We start from the raw sequence: 17,046 nt of genomic DNA, 5'->3' as shown, positions 1-17,046 counted from the left end.
TTATTTATACTTTTCAAGATTGAGTTTAACGGGTATAAGGTCCTGCTCGAGTTTTGCACGATCGGCTTCGTACCAGGGAGGAAGTTTCAGTGCCTCGCCTAAATGCACTTCATCTTCGTCTACCGAGAAGCCCGGACCTGCTGTCGCTACTTCAAACAACACACCGCCCGGTTCGCGGAAGTATATGGATGTAAAGTACTGGCGATCGAGCACCGGTGTAGGATTCAGCATGCGAAGCGCTACCTTTTCTCGCACTTTCAATTGAGACGCTTTATCCGGTGTACTGAAGGCCAGGTGATGCACCGTACCGCTGCCACCGAGCCCTTTGAGACTATCGGGTGTACACAGTATATCCACAAAGTTACCCGGACTATTATGTGCCGCGAACCGGAAGCGATTTCCTTTCTCAGCTACCAGTGTATGGTCCAATTGCTCCGTTAGCAGTGCAGCTGTGCGTTCATAGCCTTCTTCCCAGATCTCCACGTTATAGAACCCGCGTATGGAATGTTCCAGCGGTATATTCCCATAGGTAAATCCCGGGCGCGTATCCGTATCGTTGAATACCAGTTCGAGTCCCAGACCATCGAGGTCTTCCAGGTATACAATCACTTCGCGCGCGAATCGCTCCTGGGGTTCCTGGTATTTGACCCTGAATCTCTTCAGACGCTCCAGCCAGTAATCAAGCGAAGCATACGGAATCGAAAAAGACGTTGTATTCAAAAATCCTTTTCCATGACGGCCTTTCACCAGACCACTATATGGGAAAAATGTAAGTATACTTCCGGGATTGCCCTGTTGATCGCCATAGTATATATGGTATACGCCTTTGGCATCGAAGTTAACGGTCTTCTTCACCAGGCGCACGCCGAGTATACCGGTATAAAAATCTATATTCTCCTGCACGCCCGAAGCGATGGCGGTGACGTGGTGGATGCCTGTTATGAGGTTTTTCATGATTCGATGTTATTAATTAAAATCGCTATTTAAGATAGTTCAGCTCGAGTTGTGAGCTACGAGCTGCGGGTTTTTAGCCAAGCAGCTGGCTTCTGGCTACAAGCCCGATTAAACTGAAGGTATATATTTACCTAACCAAAACGTAGCCTAAGCTCAAACCTCCTGCAGCCAGCGGCCTTTTTTCTCGCAGCTCACAGCCCGCAACTATTTTCAAGCCCGCAGCTATTTCAGCGCTGGTAGTACTTGCTCGATCTCCTTCCTGTTGCTTTCGTACTGTGCGGGTAGCTTCAGGTTTGTGCCAAGTTCGCTTACGGGTTCGTCTACATCGAAGCCCGGGTTATCGGTTGCTATTTCGAATAATACTCCTCCGGGTTCGCGGAAATATAGGGAGAAGAAATAATTACGGTCGATCTTCGGTGTGATGTTCAGTCCTTTCTTCAGTACTTTTTCACGGAAGTACATTAATATACTTTCGTCTTTTACCCGGAACGCTACGTGGTGGATGGTACCGCTGCCTCCTATACCTCCGCCTTCACCGGGTACTTGTACCAGGTCAACAATGGCTGCATTCTCAATAGCTTTGGTGCTATAGCGGTACCGGTTTCCTTCCTGTCCTTCCAAAGTATATTCAAATATATCCGTCAGCACAGAAGCCGTTGCTTTGATGTCGCGCAACGTGAGGGTTATACTATGAAAGCCTTTTGTTGCTACGGCACTTTTCACATCGGTAGTTTCCCATGGTTTACGAAGATCGGCTTGTTTCGGGATGATGAGTGCAAGCTTCAGTCCATCCGGATCTTCGAAAGATATATACTGCTCTCCGAAACGTTCGCCGGTTCCGGTAACTTTCACATTGTTCTTCTGAAAACGGTCGGTCCAGAACTCGAAACTTTTACCTGGTACAGAGTAACCTATTTCAGTTGCCATGCCGGCACCGTTTCTTCCTGTCGTGATGCCTTCCCACGGAAAGAAGGTAAGAATAGACCCCGGAGTTCCCACTTCATCACCAAAGTAAAAATGATACGTACCCGGATCATCGAAGTTAACGGTCTTCTTAACCATGCGTAGTCCGAGAACCTTCGTATAAAACTCATAATTACGTTTGGCACTTCCGGCAATGGCTGTGATGTGGTGGATACCTAATACTTTATTTTCCATAGTTATGTTTGTTTACTTTTTTTGTTTGTTGCAGCAACATCGTGCTGCGTTGGTGATACAAATATGAGTGTTAATTTCATTCTACTGTTGAGTAATACGGGTAAAGTTGGCCGCGGGATATATTTCTTAATCTAGTTCAAGGTTCGGCCTTCAAGTCCGTTTTCAAAGGTTTTATTTCTTAACCTAGTTCAAGCAGTACCACTCATCTGCAGTTGTAGATTTACTGCTATATATAGGAAAGATTGTTGTCCTTCTCATTGGAAACAATGTCTATATCAACACAAAACAATAACGATCATGCAATATCAATTGTATACTCCAAGTGAACGCGGCACGAAAGACATAGGCTGGCTGAAGAGTAATTTTACATTCAGTTTCTCAAACTATTATAACCCGGTACGAAACAGCTTCGGACTGCTGCGCGCTTTTAACGATGACTTCGTAACACCGGGCAATGGTTTTGGATTACATCCGCACGCTAACATGGAGATCATTTCCATTATGCTGCAAGGCTCCATGAATCACATCGACTCATTGGGCTACAAAGAAGTAGTAACGAAAGACTGGGTGCAGATCATGAGTGCAGGCAGTGGCTTGCGTCATGAAGAACACAACGTAGGTACGGATGAAGTTAACTTCCTGCAGATATGGATCGAACCCAAAGTACTGAATATAACACCGCGTTACCAGCGCAGACATTTCCCGGCTGAGAAGCGAATCAATCAGCTTGTAACGGCAGTAAGCTGGGAAGAAGGACAAAGTCATTGCTGGATAAACCAGAACGCTAAAATATCCCTGGGCTATTTTGAGAAAGGACAGGACACCAAGTATACTTTCAACCCGGTGAATAAAGGTGTATTTCTGTTTGTGGTAAAAGGCGCTGTACAGGTAAACTCACAGAACGTGAACGAACGCAACGGTATGGGTATCTGGGATACCGACAGCATCAACCTCAACTTTCCGGCAGAAAGTCATATCGTAATTATTGAAGTGCCTATAAATCATTGAGATATCTGCAAAAATAAATTTTTTATAACTATATATTTCTCCAATGTCTATACACACAAGGTCCACGCATTAATAAAACACGCGGCCAAGCATGTAAATACAGCATCACTTAGTACACTCTCCGTAAAAATGCGGATTCGCCATTGGGTATAATCTTGATTTCACCATGTGTCCAGCCTCAATAAATTTGAATAAAATATTCTAACCTTATCTATGAACACACCATCAGAAGTTATCAGATTACATACGAAAGAAAATGGCACGCTCGACTATGACACATCTGTACCCTGCATCATTTTTTCACCCATCGGTTTTCTAACGGATGAAGAATTTAAGGCCTTCCTTAACCTTGGCCTGCAAATCATGATTGAGAAGAAAAAAATACATGGAAAGATGTCATGGCTTGCAGATACATCCCGGCTCGGGGCACACCTGAGTGAAGGGTGGGCTGCCAAAGAATGGAATCCAAGAACACTGGCAGAAGGTATACAACATGTTGCGTTTGTATTACCACGCGATGTCTTCGGAAAAATGCCGGTGGATAACTATCTCGAAATGAATAAAGAGAATCAGTCATCCTCAAAAATGTCAACCGCTATGTTTGAAGAACTTGAAGCTGCCAAAGAATGGCTTCGCAGTTCGTTGAAAAATTAAAAGTTCACATCATAAACTATATGTAAAAGAGGCTGTCTCAAAAGTCTCTTCTTGAAAAAATCCCCCATAGACAATTTTGTTTATGGGGCATTTTGTTAAGCGGTTTAGTTTTTTTATTTGGTATAGATATGCATTAACGACATAGTATACGGCTCGATAAAAACGAAAAAGACTTTTGAGACAGCCTCATTTCTTTTACGTAGTGATTGTGATTGTATTAGTGATATTTTACGCCTACCCGCAAGGCTTTGAGTCTATTAACGCCTTGTAATTCTTCCAGCTCCAGGTATTCAAGACTGTCGTCCAGTAAACCCTGCTGTTGTAACTCGCGGATATAGCCTATATACTCCAGCGCTTCCTGCTGATTGAAATATACAATGGCAATCTTGCCGGGTTGTGTGAGGCGTTCGCGAGTATCTTTGATTAACACTTTGTCAATGCGTTTCTTGATCACCTCGTAGCGGATGTTATACGCACCTTCTACATCGAAACGTCTCTCATCGTTACGGAACGTGATGTCGATAGCACGCGCGTGCACAAAGATCAGCTGCGTGGTATGGAGATGTCGTGGCATTTGTGGCAACAATCGCTGCGTGAGTCGGGCAATCTCGGCCATGGATTGTAATTGCCATTGTCGGAGTCGCTTCAGATGCGCTGTCTCAAATTTCTTTTCCGGGGCGATTGACTGTCCTATATACAGATCGTACTCAATACCGTCTGTGCGGAATTTCTCGAAGTAAAACGGATACTCAACCTGCAGCATCTTCTGGGCTACATCAAAGTACTGATTCAACTTAGTGTTTATCAGTTGGAGTGACGTTTCAAGCTCCGAACGATTTTTAAAGGCAGCCCCCTCCCGCTCATCAATAGCGTTAAGATAGCGACTTACAATCGCGCGCGCTTCCGGGTAAGATTCCTGCACTTCGAGTAAATACGGATGTACTTCGGTTTCCAGGAAGTTGTTCAGCGCTATTTCATCACGTGAAGTAAAATAGCCATCGATCTGTTCCTTCCAGTGCGTACACGCTTCGTCCATCGCGCCATCTGGCTTCGTGTGACTTTCGTCTATGGTCTTCAACGCAGATAACGTATCCTGCAGTAGTGTCAACTGACTTTTAATATCCTCATGGATCGCGCGGTTCCGTTCGCTGGTAGAGTTCCGAACATCAATGGCCCCGTATAGCGGGTATACATTTTCAAAACGGATCTCTTCTATTTCCGGATTGCTCAGGTCTGTAAAATTACGTTGCAGGTAATGCCACGCAACTTCGTTAAACCGCCACTGCACCGCGGGCTGCAGCGATGTGAACTTATCGCGTATAACGTTCGAGAGCTGCGACTGGAATTCATCGCGGGTAAATTTCAGCAACTGCGCTATCAACGGTATGGCTGTCTGCACTTTCGAGAACAGGCGCTCATCAAACAATATCTCTTTCTCAGAGTATATTTCGAGCACACCGGTAAGTTCGCTGTGATAGTATACCGGCAGCAGGGCATACGATTCAACAGCCGTCTTCTTTAAAATACGAAGGAAATTATCCTCTGCCTTCTCTTCCGATGATATACCGTTGTATACCAGTATGCGCGGGTTGTTCTGGTATTTCTGAATGAATGTATTCAACGCTTCCTCCGTAATACCAGACTCCTGCAATGCGTTCATTAATATACTTTGTATGCACTCTTCGTTCGAAGCAAATGTGGATTTACCATTAACACCAATGATCGGTACAAGTCTGAACTCGATGTGCTCATTACCGGCTATTGTTTTGAGTGCCTGCGAAATTTCAAGATACTGATCATTGCTATAGGAATGATGCACCATCATTCCGCGTATCTTATCAAGCGAATGCTGTGCTGTAACATCGGTAAGTGTTATAACCGTAAAGCCTTCGAAGATAAAACTATCCAACGGCAACATTTTCTTCAGGCGGCATATCAAAGCTTCCGAGCCTGTGCCATCGTGCAGGTAAGTCGCGAGTACATCGTAGTCCAACGCAGGCAGTTCACCATTCACACGGATCTCAACAAACTGTGTGTCAACATGCACCTTGTAATACCTGGAAAGTTTTGTAACGGTGTCGGCATACGAATAAACGGTGTCATTTTTGGCCAGCGATGAAATGTTATAGAAACGCTCGAGCACCAGGCCATACATAAATTGCATATCCTTGCTGACTTTGCAATTTTCTGAAGCTATACTTGATGGTTCTTTGGTCGTGTTATTATCAGCAAAGAACCTCGAAAGACTTTCTGTGCTATAGAACAACGTAGTGGGCACGGGCGTGCTCAGTCCCCACATGTTCTCCTTATCATCGGCCGCCAGGGGCGTCAATACAAAATATACAATTTCAAACAGCTCTTTATAAGCGGCAAGATCGTGAACAGGAAGGCCTGTCTTCCACGCTGGATTTTCCGTAAAGCGCTCAATGATATGACGATAATATTCTGCCTTCACCGTGCGTTCGCTCTGCAAACGTTTCTTCAGATATTCTAAAAAGGGATTGAACGACAACGTAACACTCGCCTGGGTCGGAACGGGCGCTGTTTCATTCATTTTAAGTAAAGTTTCTGCCATTTGTAAAAGTAAAACGTAATCTATCTCCTTAAAACTCAGGAAGCGGTCAATTTAATTCCCGCAAGGCCGGTAATATTTTCTACAATAGAGGATGTTCTTTCGTGAACTTTCTGCCAAGCACGGCATCTTCAGATGCCCTCATATCAAATTCAGTCCATCGGCTCAACGTACAATACATACACTTCAATGCCACTTTTAATCATTTGATTAAAAGTTTTGATCAAAAATGAAACACGACTACATTTGACTCCGTATCAGACCATCACAACAGCAACATGCCGAAAAAGAAGACAGTAGAACCGGATATAACCACGGAAGAGAAGATAAAGGAAGCTGCCCGGAAAGTTTTTTTGCAAAAAGGATATGCTGCCACACGCACACGTGATATAGCCGAGGAAGCCGGACTAAACCTAGCCTTGCTGAATTATTATTTCCGCAGCAAGGAAAAGCTTTTTGAAATTGTGATGATGGAAAAGGTACAAAAGCTCTTTGGTGTTCTCGCCCCGATTCTGAACGACAACAGCACATCGCTGGAGAAGAAGATTGAACTGGCTGCCACTAACCATATCGGTATGCTGATGGAAAATCCTGATCTGCCGCTCTTCGTAATGAGCGAGATCCGGAATAACCCGGAGCGATTTGCCGGTAAAATACAAGCAGTAAAGCTGATCCAGGAATCTCACTTCGTGAAGCAACTTAAAGAAAAGAGACCTGATATCAACCCGCTGCATTTTGTAATAAGTCTGCTGGGTATGGTGCTCTTTCCGTTCATTGCCAAACCTGTGCTGCAGGAAGCCGGCAGTCTGAGTGTGAAAGGGTTTCAAAGCATGATGGAAGAGCGGAAAGCGCTTGTTCCAATTTGGATGAAAGCGCTTTTAAAGACGCGGTAATTTTTTTGTATAAAAATTAATCAAATGATTAAATCAAACAATTAAAAAAGATGGTTAAACAATATTCGATTCCAGTATGCCTGTGGCTGCTCCTTCTGCATACCTATACCGCGCAGGCCCAGCAAAATGACACGCTTACGATTGAAGCCTGCTATACACGGGCTGAAGAGAATTACCCGCTGATAAAACAGCGCGACCTTGTTCTGAAAAGTAAAGAATACTCGATCGACAATGTGATGAAAGGATACCTGCCACAATTCAGCATTAACGGACAAGCTACCTATCAATCGGCTGTAACGCAGGTGCCGATCGCTTTACCCGGAGCGGAAGCGCCACAATTGAGTAAAGATCAATACAAGCTATATGCAGAAGTAAACCAGACTATATATGATGGTGGCGCCATCCGGCACCAAAAGTATGCTCACGAAGTAAATGCAAAAGTAGAAGAACAAAAACTTGCCGTAGAACTATATACACTGAAAGAACGCATCAACCAGTTATACTTTGGTATACTCACAACCGATGAACAGCTCCGTCAGAATGAACTGCTGCAAAATGATTTACAACTGGGTATACGAAAAACACAAGCGTCTATTGACAACGGTATAGCCTTTAAAAGCAATGCCGATGCGTTGAAAGCAGAACTATTAAAAGCGAATCAACGCACCACAGAACTTGAAGCAACGCGCCTGGCCTATCTTCAAATGCTCGGTCTCTTCATCAACCAGTCGCTGAATGAAAATACTGTGCTGGCCCGGCCACAGCAACTTGCTATCAGCAACGAGATCACACGTCCGGAGTTGTCATTGTACGACTGTCAGAATAAAAGTATAGATGTGCAATACCAGCAATTGCAGGTAAAGAATAACCCGAAGCTAAATCTGTTTGTGCAGGGTGGTTACGGGCGACCCGCACTCAACATGCTGAGCAATGATTTTGAAGCATACTATATCGGAGGCGTTCGATTGAGCTGGTCACTGGGGGGAATTTATACTCTGAAGAAAGAGAAAGCGCTTCTGGAAAATTCACGAAGAACCATCAACCTGCAACGCGAAACATTTTTGTTCAACACCAACCTGACAAGCCGCCAGCAACATGCCGACATCACACGACTACAGCAGCTGCTAGCCTCGGATGGTGAAATCATCACACTACGTGAGAGTGTCAAAAAAGCATCGGCTGCACAACTCGAAAATGGTGTGATCACCAGCAACGATTACCTGCGCGAAGTAAATGCAGAAGATCAGGCGCGGCAAACCAAAATACTCCACGAGATACAATGGCTGCTGGCGCAATACAATCACCAGACCACAACGGGTGGGCTAAGCGACAACTAGAAAAATCACCACATACCATGAAACATATACTCTTCATCTCCACTACCCTGCTCCTGGCATCGTGCAGCGGAAACGACCATTTGTATGATGCCTCCGGAACATTTGAAGCCACTGAGGTCATTGTATCTGCAGAAGCCTCCGGACTCATTAAATCTTTTACCCTGGAAGAAGGTGAAGTCGTACAGGCCGGCCAATATGTAGGCAGCATTGACAGCGTGCAGCTATACCTGACTAAAAAACAACTGCAGGCACAAATACAAGCGGTGTTAAGTAAACGGCCGGATGTTGCTACACAAATTGCAGCACTACAGGAGCAACTTAAACAGGCACACCGCGAACAACAACGCGTTACCAATTTGCTAAAGGCTGATGCCGCTACACAAAAACAACTGGACGATGCCAATGCGCAGGTTGCCATCATCAACAAACAGATCGAAGCACAACGGTCATCACTGCGCATCACTTCAGCAAGTCTGGGTGAAGAAACTCTTCCGCTCACCGTTCAGATCGAACAACTGAATGATCAGCTTGAGAAATGCAGAATCGTAAATCCGGTTACGGGCACAATACTCACCAAATATGCCGAGCCTAATGAAATGGCTGCAAATGGCAAGCCGCTGTATAAAGTGGCAGACCTCTCGCAAATTATATTGCGGGCCTATATTACGGGTGATCAGTTTGCTCAGGTAAAACTCAACCAGCAGGTGCAGGTACTGGTCGATGCACAGGAAGGCAACTATACAACGTATACCGGTACCGTTGTATGGATCAGCGACAAGGCCGAGTTTACTCCTAAAACCATTCAGACCAAAGACGAGCGCGCGAACCTGGTATATGCTACCAAGATCAAAGTAAAGAACGATGGCAAGCTCAAGATCGGAATGTACGGTGAAGTAAAATTCTAATCCTCACGGTCATGTTACAATACTATATGAATACAACGGAACCTATGTCAACACGCATAACGCCTCCCGCAATTGTTGCAGACAACCTGACGAAAGTATACGGTGCTGAAAAAACCACGGCCGTAAATGCAGTTTCCTTTATGGTAGAACGTGGTGAATTGTTCGGACTGATCGGGCCAGACGGAGCCGGCAAAACCAGCATCTTCCGCATGCTTACAACGCTACTCCTACCAGACGGAGGAAACGCACTGGTGGATGGTCGTGACATCGTAAAGGACTATCAACAGATCAGGCATACGGTTGGGTATATGCCCGGTAAATTTTCGCTATACCCGGATCTTACCATTGCCGAAAACCTAAACTTTTTCGTCACGGTATTCAATACAACGATCGAAGAAAATTATCACCTGATCAAAGATATATATGTACAACTCGAGCGTTTCAAAGATCGCAGGGCGGGCAAGCTATCCGGTGGCATGAAGCAAAAACTGGCGTTGTGCTGTGCGTTGATCCATAAACCTACAGTATTATTTCTTGATGAGCCCACTACTGGTGTTGATCCTGTATCACGCAAAGAATTCTGGGAAATGCTGAAGCGTCTCAAGGAACAGAATATTACCATACTGGTGTCCACGCCCTATATGGATGAAGCTACCTTGTGCGACCGCATTGCACTTATGCAGCAAGGATCTATACTCGCCATTGACACTCCGGATGCCATTATCAAATCGTACCCCGATATACTCTATGCGATACGTGCCGAGAAAATGCCTGCCTTGCTCAAGGTACTGGGTACGAACAACACAGTGGCTACCAGCTATGCATTTGGTGAGTATGCCCACGCCACATTTAAGGAACATGTACACCAGGAGCAAGATATAGTCTCCATGCTTCAATATGCCGGCATGGACAATATTGAAGTAAAACGAATACAACCTACCATTGAAGACTGCTTTATTAAACTGCTGCATGCATGAAAGAAGCTGTTATTAAAACAGAAAATCTTACCAAGCGATTTGGCGACTTCATTGCTACCAACGCCATTACGCTGGAAGTATATACCGGAGAGATCTTTGGTTTCCTGGGGGCAAACGGTGCAGGTAAGACTACCGCGATGCGCATGTTGTGCGGCTTATCAATTCCTTCTTCCGGCAACGCGACCATTGCAGGTTACGATGTATACCGCGAGACTGAACGCATCAAGAAGAACATTGGCTATATGAGCCAGAAGTTTTCGCTGTACGAAGATCTTACGGTATTGGAGAACATCCGGTTCTTCGGGGGTATATATGGTTTGTCGGATGATGAGATTGCCCGCAAAAGCGATGCGTTGATCACACAACTCGGTTTACAGAATGAGGCAAAGAAATTAGTATCCGGATTACCCCTGGGCTGGAAGCAGAAGTTGTCTTTCTCGGTAGCTGTCCTGCATCAACCAAAAATTGTTTTCCTGGATGAACCTACGGGAGGTGTCGATCCGGTAACACGCAGACAATTCTGGAACCTCATTTACGATGCAGCGGAAAAAGGCGTTACCGTTTTTGTTACGACACACTATATGGATGAAGCTGAGTATTGCAACCGCGTGTCCATTATGGTGGATGGAAAAATTGAAGCATTGGATACACCCCATAATCTGAAGAAGAAATTCAATGCATTTTCTATGGACGAAGTTTTCTACCAGCTTGCACGGGGCGCCAAGCGTGCCGAGTAAAAACGATATATAGTATATGAAACAACTCAGGATATTTATCCGAAAAGAATTTGCCCACGTCCTGCGCGACCGAAAGACACTGCTGATATTATTCGGCATGCCGGTAGTACAAATCCTGATCTTCGGTTTTGCGCTGACCAACGAAGTAAAGAACTCGAAGATACTGGTTGTAGATCATGCCCGCGATATAGCATCGCAGCAACTGGTAGCACAGATTGAAGCAAGTCGCTATTTTGAAATTGAAAAGACTGCCTGGAACCAGCAACAGATTGAACGCGGCTTTCACGAAGGACAAATAAAAATGGCGATTGTTATACCGGTAAATTTCGGACAGGAACTCATGCATCAAAACGATGTGCAGGTGCAACTCATTGCCGATGCCTCTGATCCAAACCTGGCTACTACGTTGATTAACTATGCGTCCTCAGTTATACAAGACTATCAACTGCAGGTTAACGAGACAACCAAAATTCCCTATAGAATTATACCGGAAACACGCATGCTCTATAATCCACAACTGAAAGGTGCACACAACTTCGTGCCGGGAGTAATGGCGTTGGTACTGATGCTGGTATGTGTGATGATGACGGCTGTTTCCATTGTAAAGGAGAAAGAGGCGGGTACAATGGAGATCCTGCTTGTCTCACCGTTCAAACCTATATTGGTTATTCTATCCAAGGCAATTCCGTATTTACTCTTGTCGCTGGTAAATGTTACTTCCATTTTATTACTCAGCGTATTTCTGCTTGACTTGCCCGTGCACGGTAGTATTGTGCTGCTCTTTGCGGAAAGTACATTGTTCATCATTACCTGTCTTTCGCTGGGTATATTTATCTCGGTAAAAACAGATTCGCAGCAAACAGCTATGCTTATCTCCCTGATGGGTATGTTACTGCCAACCATTCTCTTCAGCGGCTTTATGTTCCCGATCGAAAACATGCCGGTGCCTTTGCAGATTCTCACCAACATTATACCCGCTAAATGGTACTATATCATTGTAAAATCGATCATGATAAAAGGACTCGGTATAGCGTCCATCTGGAAAGAGACATTGATCCTGGCGGGCATCACCGTGTTTTTACTAGTCATCAGTATAAAGAGCTTTAAAATACGACTCGCATGAGAGCTATAAAATTTCTACTTCAAAAGGAGTTCAGACAAATATTCCGGAACCGGTCTATACTGGCCATGATCCTGGTAATGCCGGTGATGCAGTTGATCATATTGCCGCTCGCAGCAAATTATGAAGTCAAGAACATTAACCTCTCCGTGGTGGATCACGATCACTCCTCCTACTCGCAAAAGATGATCACAAAAATTATATCGTCCGGGTATTTCCGATTGACGGGGTATAATCGTTCGTATGGAGAAGCATTTCACCTTATCGAGTCAGACGAAGCTGATGTTATATTGGAAATACCGGATGGCTTCGAGCGTAACCTTATTCGTGAAGATGAACAGAAATTACTGGTTGCCGTCAATGCGATCAACGGCGTAAAGGCAAACCTGGGTGGTGCATACCTGGCCAGCATTATCCGCGACTATAACCAGGAGATACGCATTGATTTTCTACAGAACAATCGCTTCAATGTTATACCAACCATCGATGTAACATCGTCTAACTGGTTCAACCCGAATCTCAACTATCAGGTATATATGGTCCCGGGTATATTGGCGGTGCTGGTAACAATGATCGGTGGATTTCTCACAGCGCTGAATATAGTAAAAGAGAAAGAAGCAGGCACCATCGAGCAAATCAACGTTACCCCTATCCGTAAACACCATTTCATTCTCGGCAAGCTTATTCCTTTCTGGGTATTGGGAAATATAGTGTTCACCATCGGACTGTTGGTTGCCTGGCTGATCTATGGCATTATACCGGTTGGCAGTCTGGCGTTGCTCTACGGCTTTGTTTCCATATACCTGCTTGCCGTATTAGGACTGGGTCTGCTTGTATCAACATTCTGCGAAACACAACAGCAAGCGATGTTTATCATGTTCTTCTTCATGATGATCTTCATTCTGTTGGGCGGACTCTTTACGGCAATTGACAGTATGCCGGAATGGGCGCAGGTGGTTACGCGATTTAACCCGGTAAGTTACCTGATAACGGTAATGCGCATGGTAATTCTGAAAGGCAGTACATTTCAGGATGTAGCACCTCACCTCGGAATTATAGCGCTGTTCGCTATCGGACTAAATGGATGGGCGATTGTGAACTATAAAAAAGCAAGTTAACCCGTATACTATATATTTACCGGACACTGATCGTCCACTGCTGATCACTTGCACAAAAGTAAATCTGTATTATTACCGGTATTTATCTGTTTTCACAAATGGCATTAATCTTGGAGTGCATGCCAATGTATGTTATCTACGTATAGCGATACCGTAGTCGCATCGTTGTGTAACATCAATACATTATAACTCGTCAAAAGGTATGCATTCATTTTACACAGACTGCGTGTGCACTCTGCCCGGTATTGCTTTGTGAAAACTAAAATTACGATAACGATCCTATTGAGTATAGCGCTCGTAACGGATGTGCTCACCTGCATGGCGCAGGATACTATCACCTTTAAGCTCGTTCGGAACATAGCGTTGATCGAAGGGTATATTAACGGAGTTGCGGCCTATTTCATTCTGGATACCGGTGCCAGCATTACATTGCTTAACGAATCGCTGGCTTATGAGTATAATTTTAAAACGATCGATAACAAGTACTTTTCACAACGACACATCGAAGGATTGGGTGGCCGATCGTCTATTAAAGAGGTGCGATCGGCCGTTGTGAGAATCGGTCCGCATGAATTGAAATTCATTAACAAGGCTTCCAACCTCGATAACCTTTCAGCATACTTCAACGACCCGAATATAAAAGTCGCAGGCATTATTGGCCTCGACCTGCTCAATATACTCGGAGGCAAAATTGATTTTGGAGAGCGCACCATTGTGCTGAACTGTCTCCATAAGTAACCACGCGGTATATATAGCCTAATTCCGGATCAGCAACTGACGCAGCATGTATTGCAGAATACCATTGTTGCGATAGTAGTCAATTTCAATCTTGCTGTCAAGCCTGCACACTACCTGGAAGGTTCGTGATGTCGCATTATCAGCAATAGCGTGTACCGTGAGTAACTGAAGTGGCTGAACGTTGTCATTCAATTCAGGTATGGATAAAACTTCCTTACCGGTAAGACCAAGACTGGTATAACTTTCACCTTCTTTAAACTGCAGGGGCAATACACCCATACCCACCAGGTTGCTTCGGTGTATACGTTCATAGCTTTCCGCAATCACCGCTTTTATTCCCAGCAGAAATGTACCCTTCGCAGCCCAGTCGCGTGACGAGCCGCTACCGTATTCTTTACCGGCCAATACAATAAGCGGTATATTCTGTTCTTTATATTTCATAGCAGCTTCGTATACCGACATCTCTTCGCCTGTTGGTAAAAATGTAGTATAGCCGCCTTCGCGGGATGCAAGCTTGTTCCGGATGCGTACATTGGCAAATGTACCGCGTACCATTACTTCATCATTACCCCTCCGTGAACCATAAGAATTGAACTCTTCAACGGGTACACCACGACTGCGCAAATATTTACCGGCTGGAGATTTTTCGTTGAATACACCGGCAGGTGAAATATGATCTGTGGTAATGGAATCGCCCAACGCCAGCAGTACACGCGCACCGTTAACCGGTTGAATTGGCGTTGTTCCTTCCGGGAGATCAACGAAGAAAGGAGCTTCCTTTACATAGGTAGAATGTTCATCCCATTTATAGGCTTTGCCCGGAGGAGCTTCCAGTTTCTCCCACTGTTCATTGCCATTGAATATCTCACCGTAATTTTTTTTGAAGTGTTCTTTGCGCACTACGCGATTCACAACAGCATGAATCTCATCAGCCGATGGCCATATATCTTTCAGGTATATATCTTGTCCGTTGGTACCGGAGCCTAACGGTTCATTATAAAAATCAATGTCCATCCGACCAGCGATCGCATACGCCACCACCAGCAAAGGCGACATCAGAAAATTCATTTTTACCAGCGGATGAATGCGTGCTTCAAAGTTTCGATTGCTTGAAAGTGCAGCGCCTACCATTAGATCGTTATCAACAATAGCATGCGCGATAGGATCAGGCAACGGCCCGGAGTTACCGATGCACGAAGTACAGCCATAGCCTACAACATTGAATTTCAATTGTTCGAGTTTGGCAAGCAGTCCTGCTTCCTGCAGGTAGTCCGTTACTACTTTAGAACCAGGAGCAAGACTTGTCTTTACCCAGGGCTTCGTCATCAATCCTTTCTCCAATGCTTTTTGTGCAAGGAGTCCGGCACCAATCATAACATCCGGGTTTGAAGTGTTGGTACAACTTGTTATAGCTGCTATCACTACGGCACCATCGCGCAGATCAAACGTTTCTCCCTGGTAGCTTACACTAATTTCATGTACACCCGGGTGATCAATTACTTTTGCAACCGGAGGCTGTATATTTCCTCCTTCGCTTTTCCATTTACCCACCGTTGGTGCTGATACTGGTGCGAGCTTTTGTGCGTATGCCTTTTCAAGTATGTCGTGAATAACAGCTTTCGACTGGCGCAGGTTAATTTTATCCTGCGGACGACTTGGTCCTGAAATGGAAGGCTCTACCGTGGCAAGGTCAAGTTCAACTACCTGGCTATATGCAATGACATCTTCATTCTCACGCCACAACAGGTTTGCCTTGGTATAGCGTTCGGTCAGTTCCACTACGCGTGCAGGACGGTTTGTTTTCTCGAGATACTCCAGTGTTTTACGATCGATCGGGAAGTATGTAATGGTACAACCAAACTCAGGCGACATGTTACCAATGGTAGCACGATCAGGCACCGACAATGAATCAAGCCCATCACCAAATACTTCTACAAATTTACCCACCACTTTAGTCTTGCGAAGTAAATTCGTAATGGTCAGCACGAGATCAGAGGCTGTACTGCCTGCGGGTAATTTTCCTTTTAACTTCAGCCCAATCACTTCCGGTACCGTAAAGAAATGAGGCTGTCCCAACATCGCGGCTTCCGCCTCTATACCGCCTACACCATACGCTACTATACCCAGCCCGTTTACCATGGGTGTGTGCGAGTCTGTACCAACCAGCGAATCCGGAAATATATACCCGTTGCGCTCGGTAACGCACGTTGAAAAATATTCCAGGTTTACCTGGTGACAGATGCCCATACCCGGAGGCACGACAGAAAAATTATCAAATGCATTCTGTGCCCATTTCAGAAAGCGATAGCGTTCGCTGTTGCGTTCATATTCCTTATCAACGTTAAGCCTATACGCATCCTTGTTTCCATAGTAATCCACCTGCACCGAGTGATCCACTACCAGATCAACCGGTATCAGCGGATTGATGCGGGTGATGTTCTTTCCCTTGCGCGCCATTTCACTGCGTAGCGAAGCTATATCTACAATAGCCGGCACTCCTGTAAAGTCCTGCATGAGTACACGTGTGGGCATGAACGGAATCTCTTTGTCTTCCGGATTCGGCTTCCACTGCAGCAGTGTATTCACATGATCTTTTGTTACTACATAATCATCGTAATGACGAATGGCATTCTCCAGCAACACCCGTATACAAAACGGTAGTTTGGAAACTTCGTAGCCCTGCTCCTGCAACTTTCTGAGATTATAGAATGAATAGCTATCACCATTCAACGCAAGTGTATCTGCAATGTCCAAGTAATTCTGTGTTGCCATGTTAAATAAAATTAATGACGCATGATCTATAAAATCCTGCCAGCAGGTAAATCCATTTACCGCCTGCATTCTGAAATTACAAACTATAGAACAAAATGGTTAG

At 44.9% G+C, this 17,046-nt stretch carries 14 protein-coding genes; 10 read left to right on the top strand and 4 right to left on the bottom strand.

Annotated features, from left to right (window positions below; genetic code table 11):
• Together ACFQ21_RS19010 and ACFQ21_RS19005 are read right to left on the bottom strand one after the other, a co-directional pair.
• Positions 1 to 954: a ring-cleaving dioxygenase gene (locus ACFQ21_RS19010; RefSeq protein ID WP_377581188.1), complete on the bottom strand. Its 954-nt coding sequence runs from the start codon at positions 952 to 954 to the stop codon at positions 1 to 3.
• A 222-nt stretch (positions 955 to 1,176) separates the two neighbouring features.
• A complete protein-coding gene (locus tag ACFQ21_RS19005; protein WP_377581185.1) occupies positions 1,177 to 2,112 on the bottom strand; it encodes a ring-cleaving dioxygenase in 936 nt (311 codons plus the stop codon).
• A gap of 297 nt (positions 2,113 to 2,409) precedes the next feature.
• Between ACFQ21_RS19005 and ACFQ21_RS19000 the strand changes: the two genes are divergently transcribed.
• Positions 2,410 to 3,120 carry a pirin family protein gene (locus ACFQ21_RS19000; RefSeq protein WP_377581182.1) on the top strand — a complete coding sequence of 237 codons (711 nt, stop codon included), beginning with the start codon at positions 2,410 to 2,412 and terminating at the stop codon, positions 3,118 to 3,120.
• A 213-nt stretch (positions 3,121 to 3,333) separates the two neighbouring features.
• The gene (locus tag ACFQ21_RS18995; RefSeq protein ID WP_377581179.1) at positions 3,334 to 3,774 is read left to right on the top strand and encodes a hypothetical protein; all 441 of its coding nucleotides are present in this window, start codon (positions 3,334 to 3,336) and stop codon (positions 3,772 to 3,774) included.
• Between the two features lie 217 nt (positions 3,775 to 3,991).
• On the opposite strand, the gene ACFQ21_RS18990 is transcribed toward ACFQ21_RS18995, so the two are convergent.
• Positions 3,992 to 6,349: a GAF domain-containing protein gene (locus ACFQ21_RS18990; RefSeq protein ID WP_377581176.1), complete on the bottom strand. Its 2,358-nt coding sequence runs from the start codon at positions 6,347 to 6,349 to the stop codon at positions 3,992 to 3,994.
• A 275-nt stretch (positions 6,350 to 6,624) separates the two neighbouring features.
• Between ACFQ21_RS18990 and ACFQ21_RS18985 the strand changes: the two genes are divergently transcribed.
• The 8 genes from ACFQ21_RS18985 to ACFQ21_RS18950 all read left to right on the top strand — a co-directional run bounded on the left by ACFQ21_RS18985 (position 6,625) and on the right by ACFQ21_RS18950 (position 14,171).
• On the top strand, positions 6,625 to 7,239 hold the full coding sequence (locus ACFQ21_RS18985) for a TetR/AcrR family transcriptional regulator (RefSeq protein ID WP_377581173.1): 615 nt from the start codon (positions 6,625 to 6,627) through the stop codon (positions 7,237 to 7,239).
• Positions 7,240 to 7,289: 50 nt separating this feature from the next.
• The gene (locus ACFQ21_RS18980; RefSeq protein ID WP_377581170.1) at positions 7,290 to 8,576 is read left to right on the top strand and encodes a TolC family protein; all 1,287 of its coding nucleotides are present in this window, start codon (positions 7,290 to 7,292) and stop codon (positions 8,574 to 8,576) included.
• Positions 8,577 to 8,593: 17 nt separating this feature from the next.
• Positions 8,594 to 9,481, top strand: a complete 888-nt coding sequence (locus tag ACFQ21_RS18975; protein ID WP_377581167.1) for an HlyD family secretion protein — start codon at positions 8,594 to 8,596, stop codon at positions 9,479 to 9,481.
• A gap of 44 nt (positions 9,482 to 9,525) precedes the next feature.
• On the top strand, positions 9,526 to 10,458 hold the full coding sequence (locus ACFQ21_RS18970) for an ABC transporter ATP-binding protein (RefSeq protein WP_377581164.1): 933 nt from the start codon (positions 9,526 to 9,528) through the stop codon (positions 10,456 to 10,458).
• Entirely contained in the window at positions 10,455 to 11,195 is a 741-nt protein-coding gene (locus tag ACFQ21_RS18965; RefSeq protein WP_377581161.1) for an ABC transporter ATP-binding protein, read from the top strand. The genes ACFQ21_RS18970 and ACFQ21_RS18965 overlap by 4 nt, the downstream gene beginning before the upstream one ends.
• Before the next feature lie 16 nt (positions 11,196 to 11,211).
• A complete protein-coding gene (locus ACFQ21_RS18960) occupies positions 11,212 to 12,318 on the top strand; it encodes an ABC transporter permease (RefSeq protein WP_377581158.1) in 1,107 nt (368 codons plus the stop codon).
• Positions 12,315 to 13,433 carry an ABC transporter permease gene (locus ACFQ21_RS18955; RefSeq protein WP_377581154.1) on the top strand — a complete coding sequence of 373 codons (1,119 nt, stop codon included), beginning with the start codon at positions 12,315 to 12,317 and terminating at the stop codon, positions 13,431 to 13,433. Before ACFQ21_RS18960 ends, ACFQ21_RS18955 begins: the two co-directional genes overlap by 4 nt.
• A 252-nt stretch (positions 13,434 to 13,685) precedes the next feature.
• A complete protein-coding gene (locus tag ACFQ21_RS18950; protein ID WP_377581151.1) occupies positions 13,686 to 14,171 on the top strand; it encodes a retropepsin-like aspartic protease in 486 nt (161 codons plus the stop codon).
• 18 nt (positions 14,172 to 14,189) lie between these two features.
• Here ACFQ21_RS18950 and acnA read toward each other — a convergent pair whose 3' ends face one another.
• Positions 14,190 to 16,943, bottom strand: coding sequence for an aconitate hydratase AcnA (acnA, locus tag ACFQ21_RS18945; protein WP_377581148.1), 2,754 nt, complete (start codon positions 16,941 to 16,943; stop codon positions 14,190 to 14,192).
• Between the last annotated feature and the right edge of the window lie 103 nt (positions 16,944 to 17,046).

It is taken from the genome of Ohtaekwangia kribbensis (genome assembly GCF_042676245.1).
Classification (GTDB): Bacteria; Bacteroidota; Bacteroidia; order Cytophagales; family Cyclobacteriaceae; genus Ohtaekwangia; species Ohtaekwangia kribbensis.
The sequence above is the reverse complement of the archived record's forward strand: the minus strand, read 5'-3'. Positions and strand labels throughout refer to the sequence as shown.

Excerpts from the sequence above, each read along its gene's own strand:
- ACFQ21_RS19010 (WP_377581188.1), bottom strand. The coding sequence starts at position 954 with ATGAAAAACCTCATAACAGGCATCCACCACGTCACCGCCATCGCTTCG.
- ACFQ21_RS19005 (WP_377581185.1), bottom strand. The coding sequence starts at position 2,112 with ATGGAAAATAAAGTATTAGGTATCCACCACATCACAGCCATTGCCGGA.
- ACFQ21_RS19000 (WP_377581182.1), top strand. The coding sequence starts at position 2,410 with ATGCAATATCAATTGTATACTCCAAGTGAACGCGGCACGAAAGACATA.
- ACFQ21_RS18995 (WP_377581179.1), top strand. The coding sequence starts at position 3,334 with ATGAACACACCATCAGAAGTTATCAGATTACATACGAAAGAAAATGGC.
- ACFQ21_RS18990 (WP_377581176.1), bottom strand. The coding sequence starts at position 6,349 with ATGGCAGAAACTTTACTTAAAATGAATGAAACAGCGCCCGTTCCGACC.
- ACFQ21_RS18985 (WP_377581173.1), top strand. The coding sequence starts at position 6,625 with ATGCCGAAAAAGAAGACAGTAGAACCGGATATAACCACGGAAGAGAAG.
- ACFQ21_RS18980 (WP_377581170.1), top strand. The coding sequence starts at position 7,290 with ATGGTTAAACAATATTCGATTCCAGTATGCCTGTGGCTGCTCCTTCTG.
- ACFQ21_RS18975 (WP_377581167.1), top strand. The coding sequence starts at position 8,594 with ATGAAACATATACTCTTCATCTCCACTACCCTGCTCCTGGCATCGTGC.
- ACFQ21_RS18970 (WP_377581164.1), top strand. The coding sequence starts at position 9,526 with ATGTCAACACGCATAACGCCTCCCGCAATTGTTGCAGACAACCTGACG.
- ACFQ21_RS18965 (WP_377581161.1), top strand. The coding sequence starts at position 10,455 with ATGAAAGAAGCTGTTATTAAAACAGAAAATCTTACCAAGCGATTTGGC.
- ACFQ21_RS18960 (WP_377581158.1), top strand. The coding sequence starts at position 11,212 with ATGAAACAACTCAGGATATTTATCCGAAAAGAATTTGCCCACGTCCTG.
- ACFQ21_RS18955 (WP_377581154.1), top strand. The coding sequence starts at position 12,315 with ATGAGAGCTATAAAATTTCTACTTCAAAAGGAGTTCAGACAAATATTC.
- acnA (WP_377581148.1), bottom strand. The coding sequence starts at position 16,943 with ATGGCAACACAGAATTACTTGGACATTGCAGATACACTTGCGTTGAAT.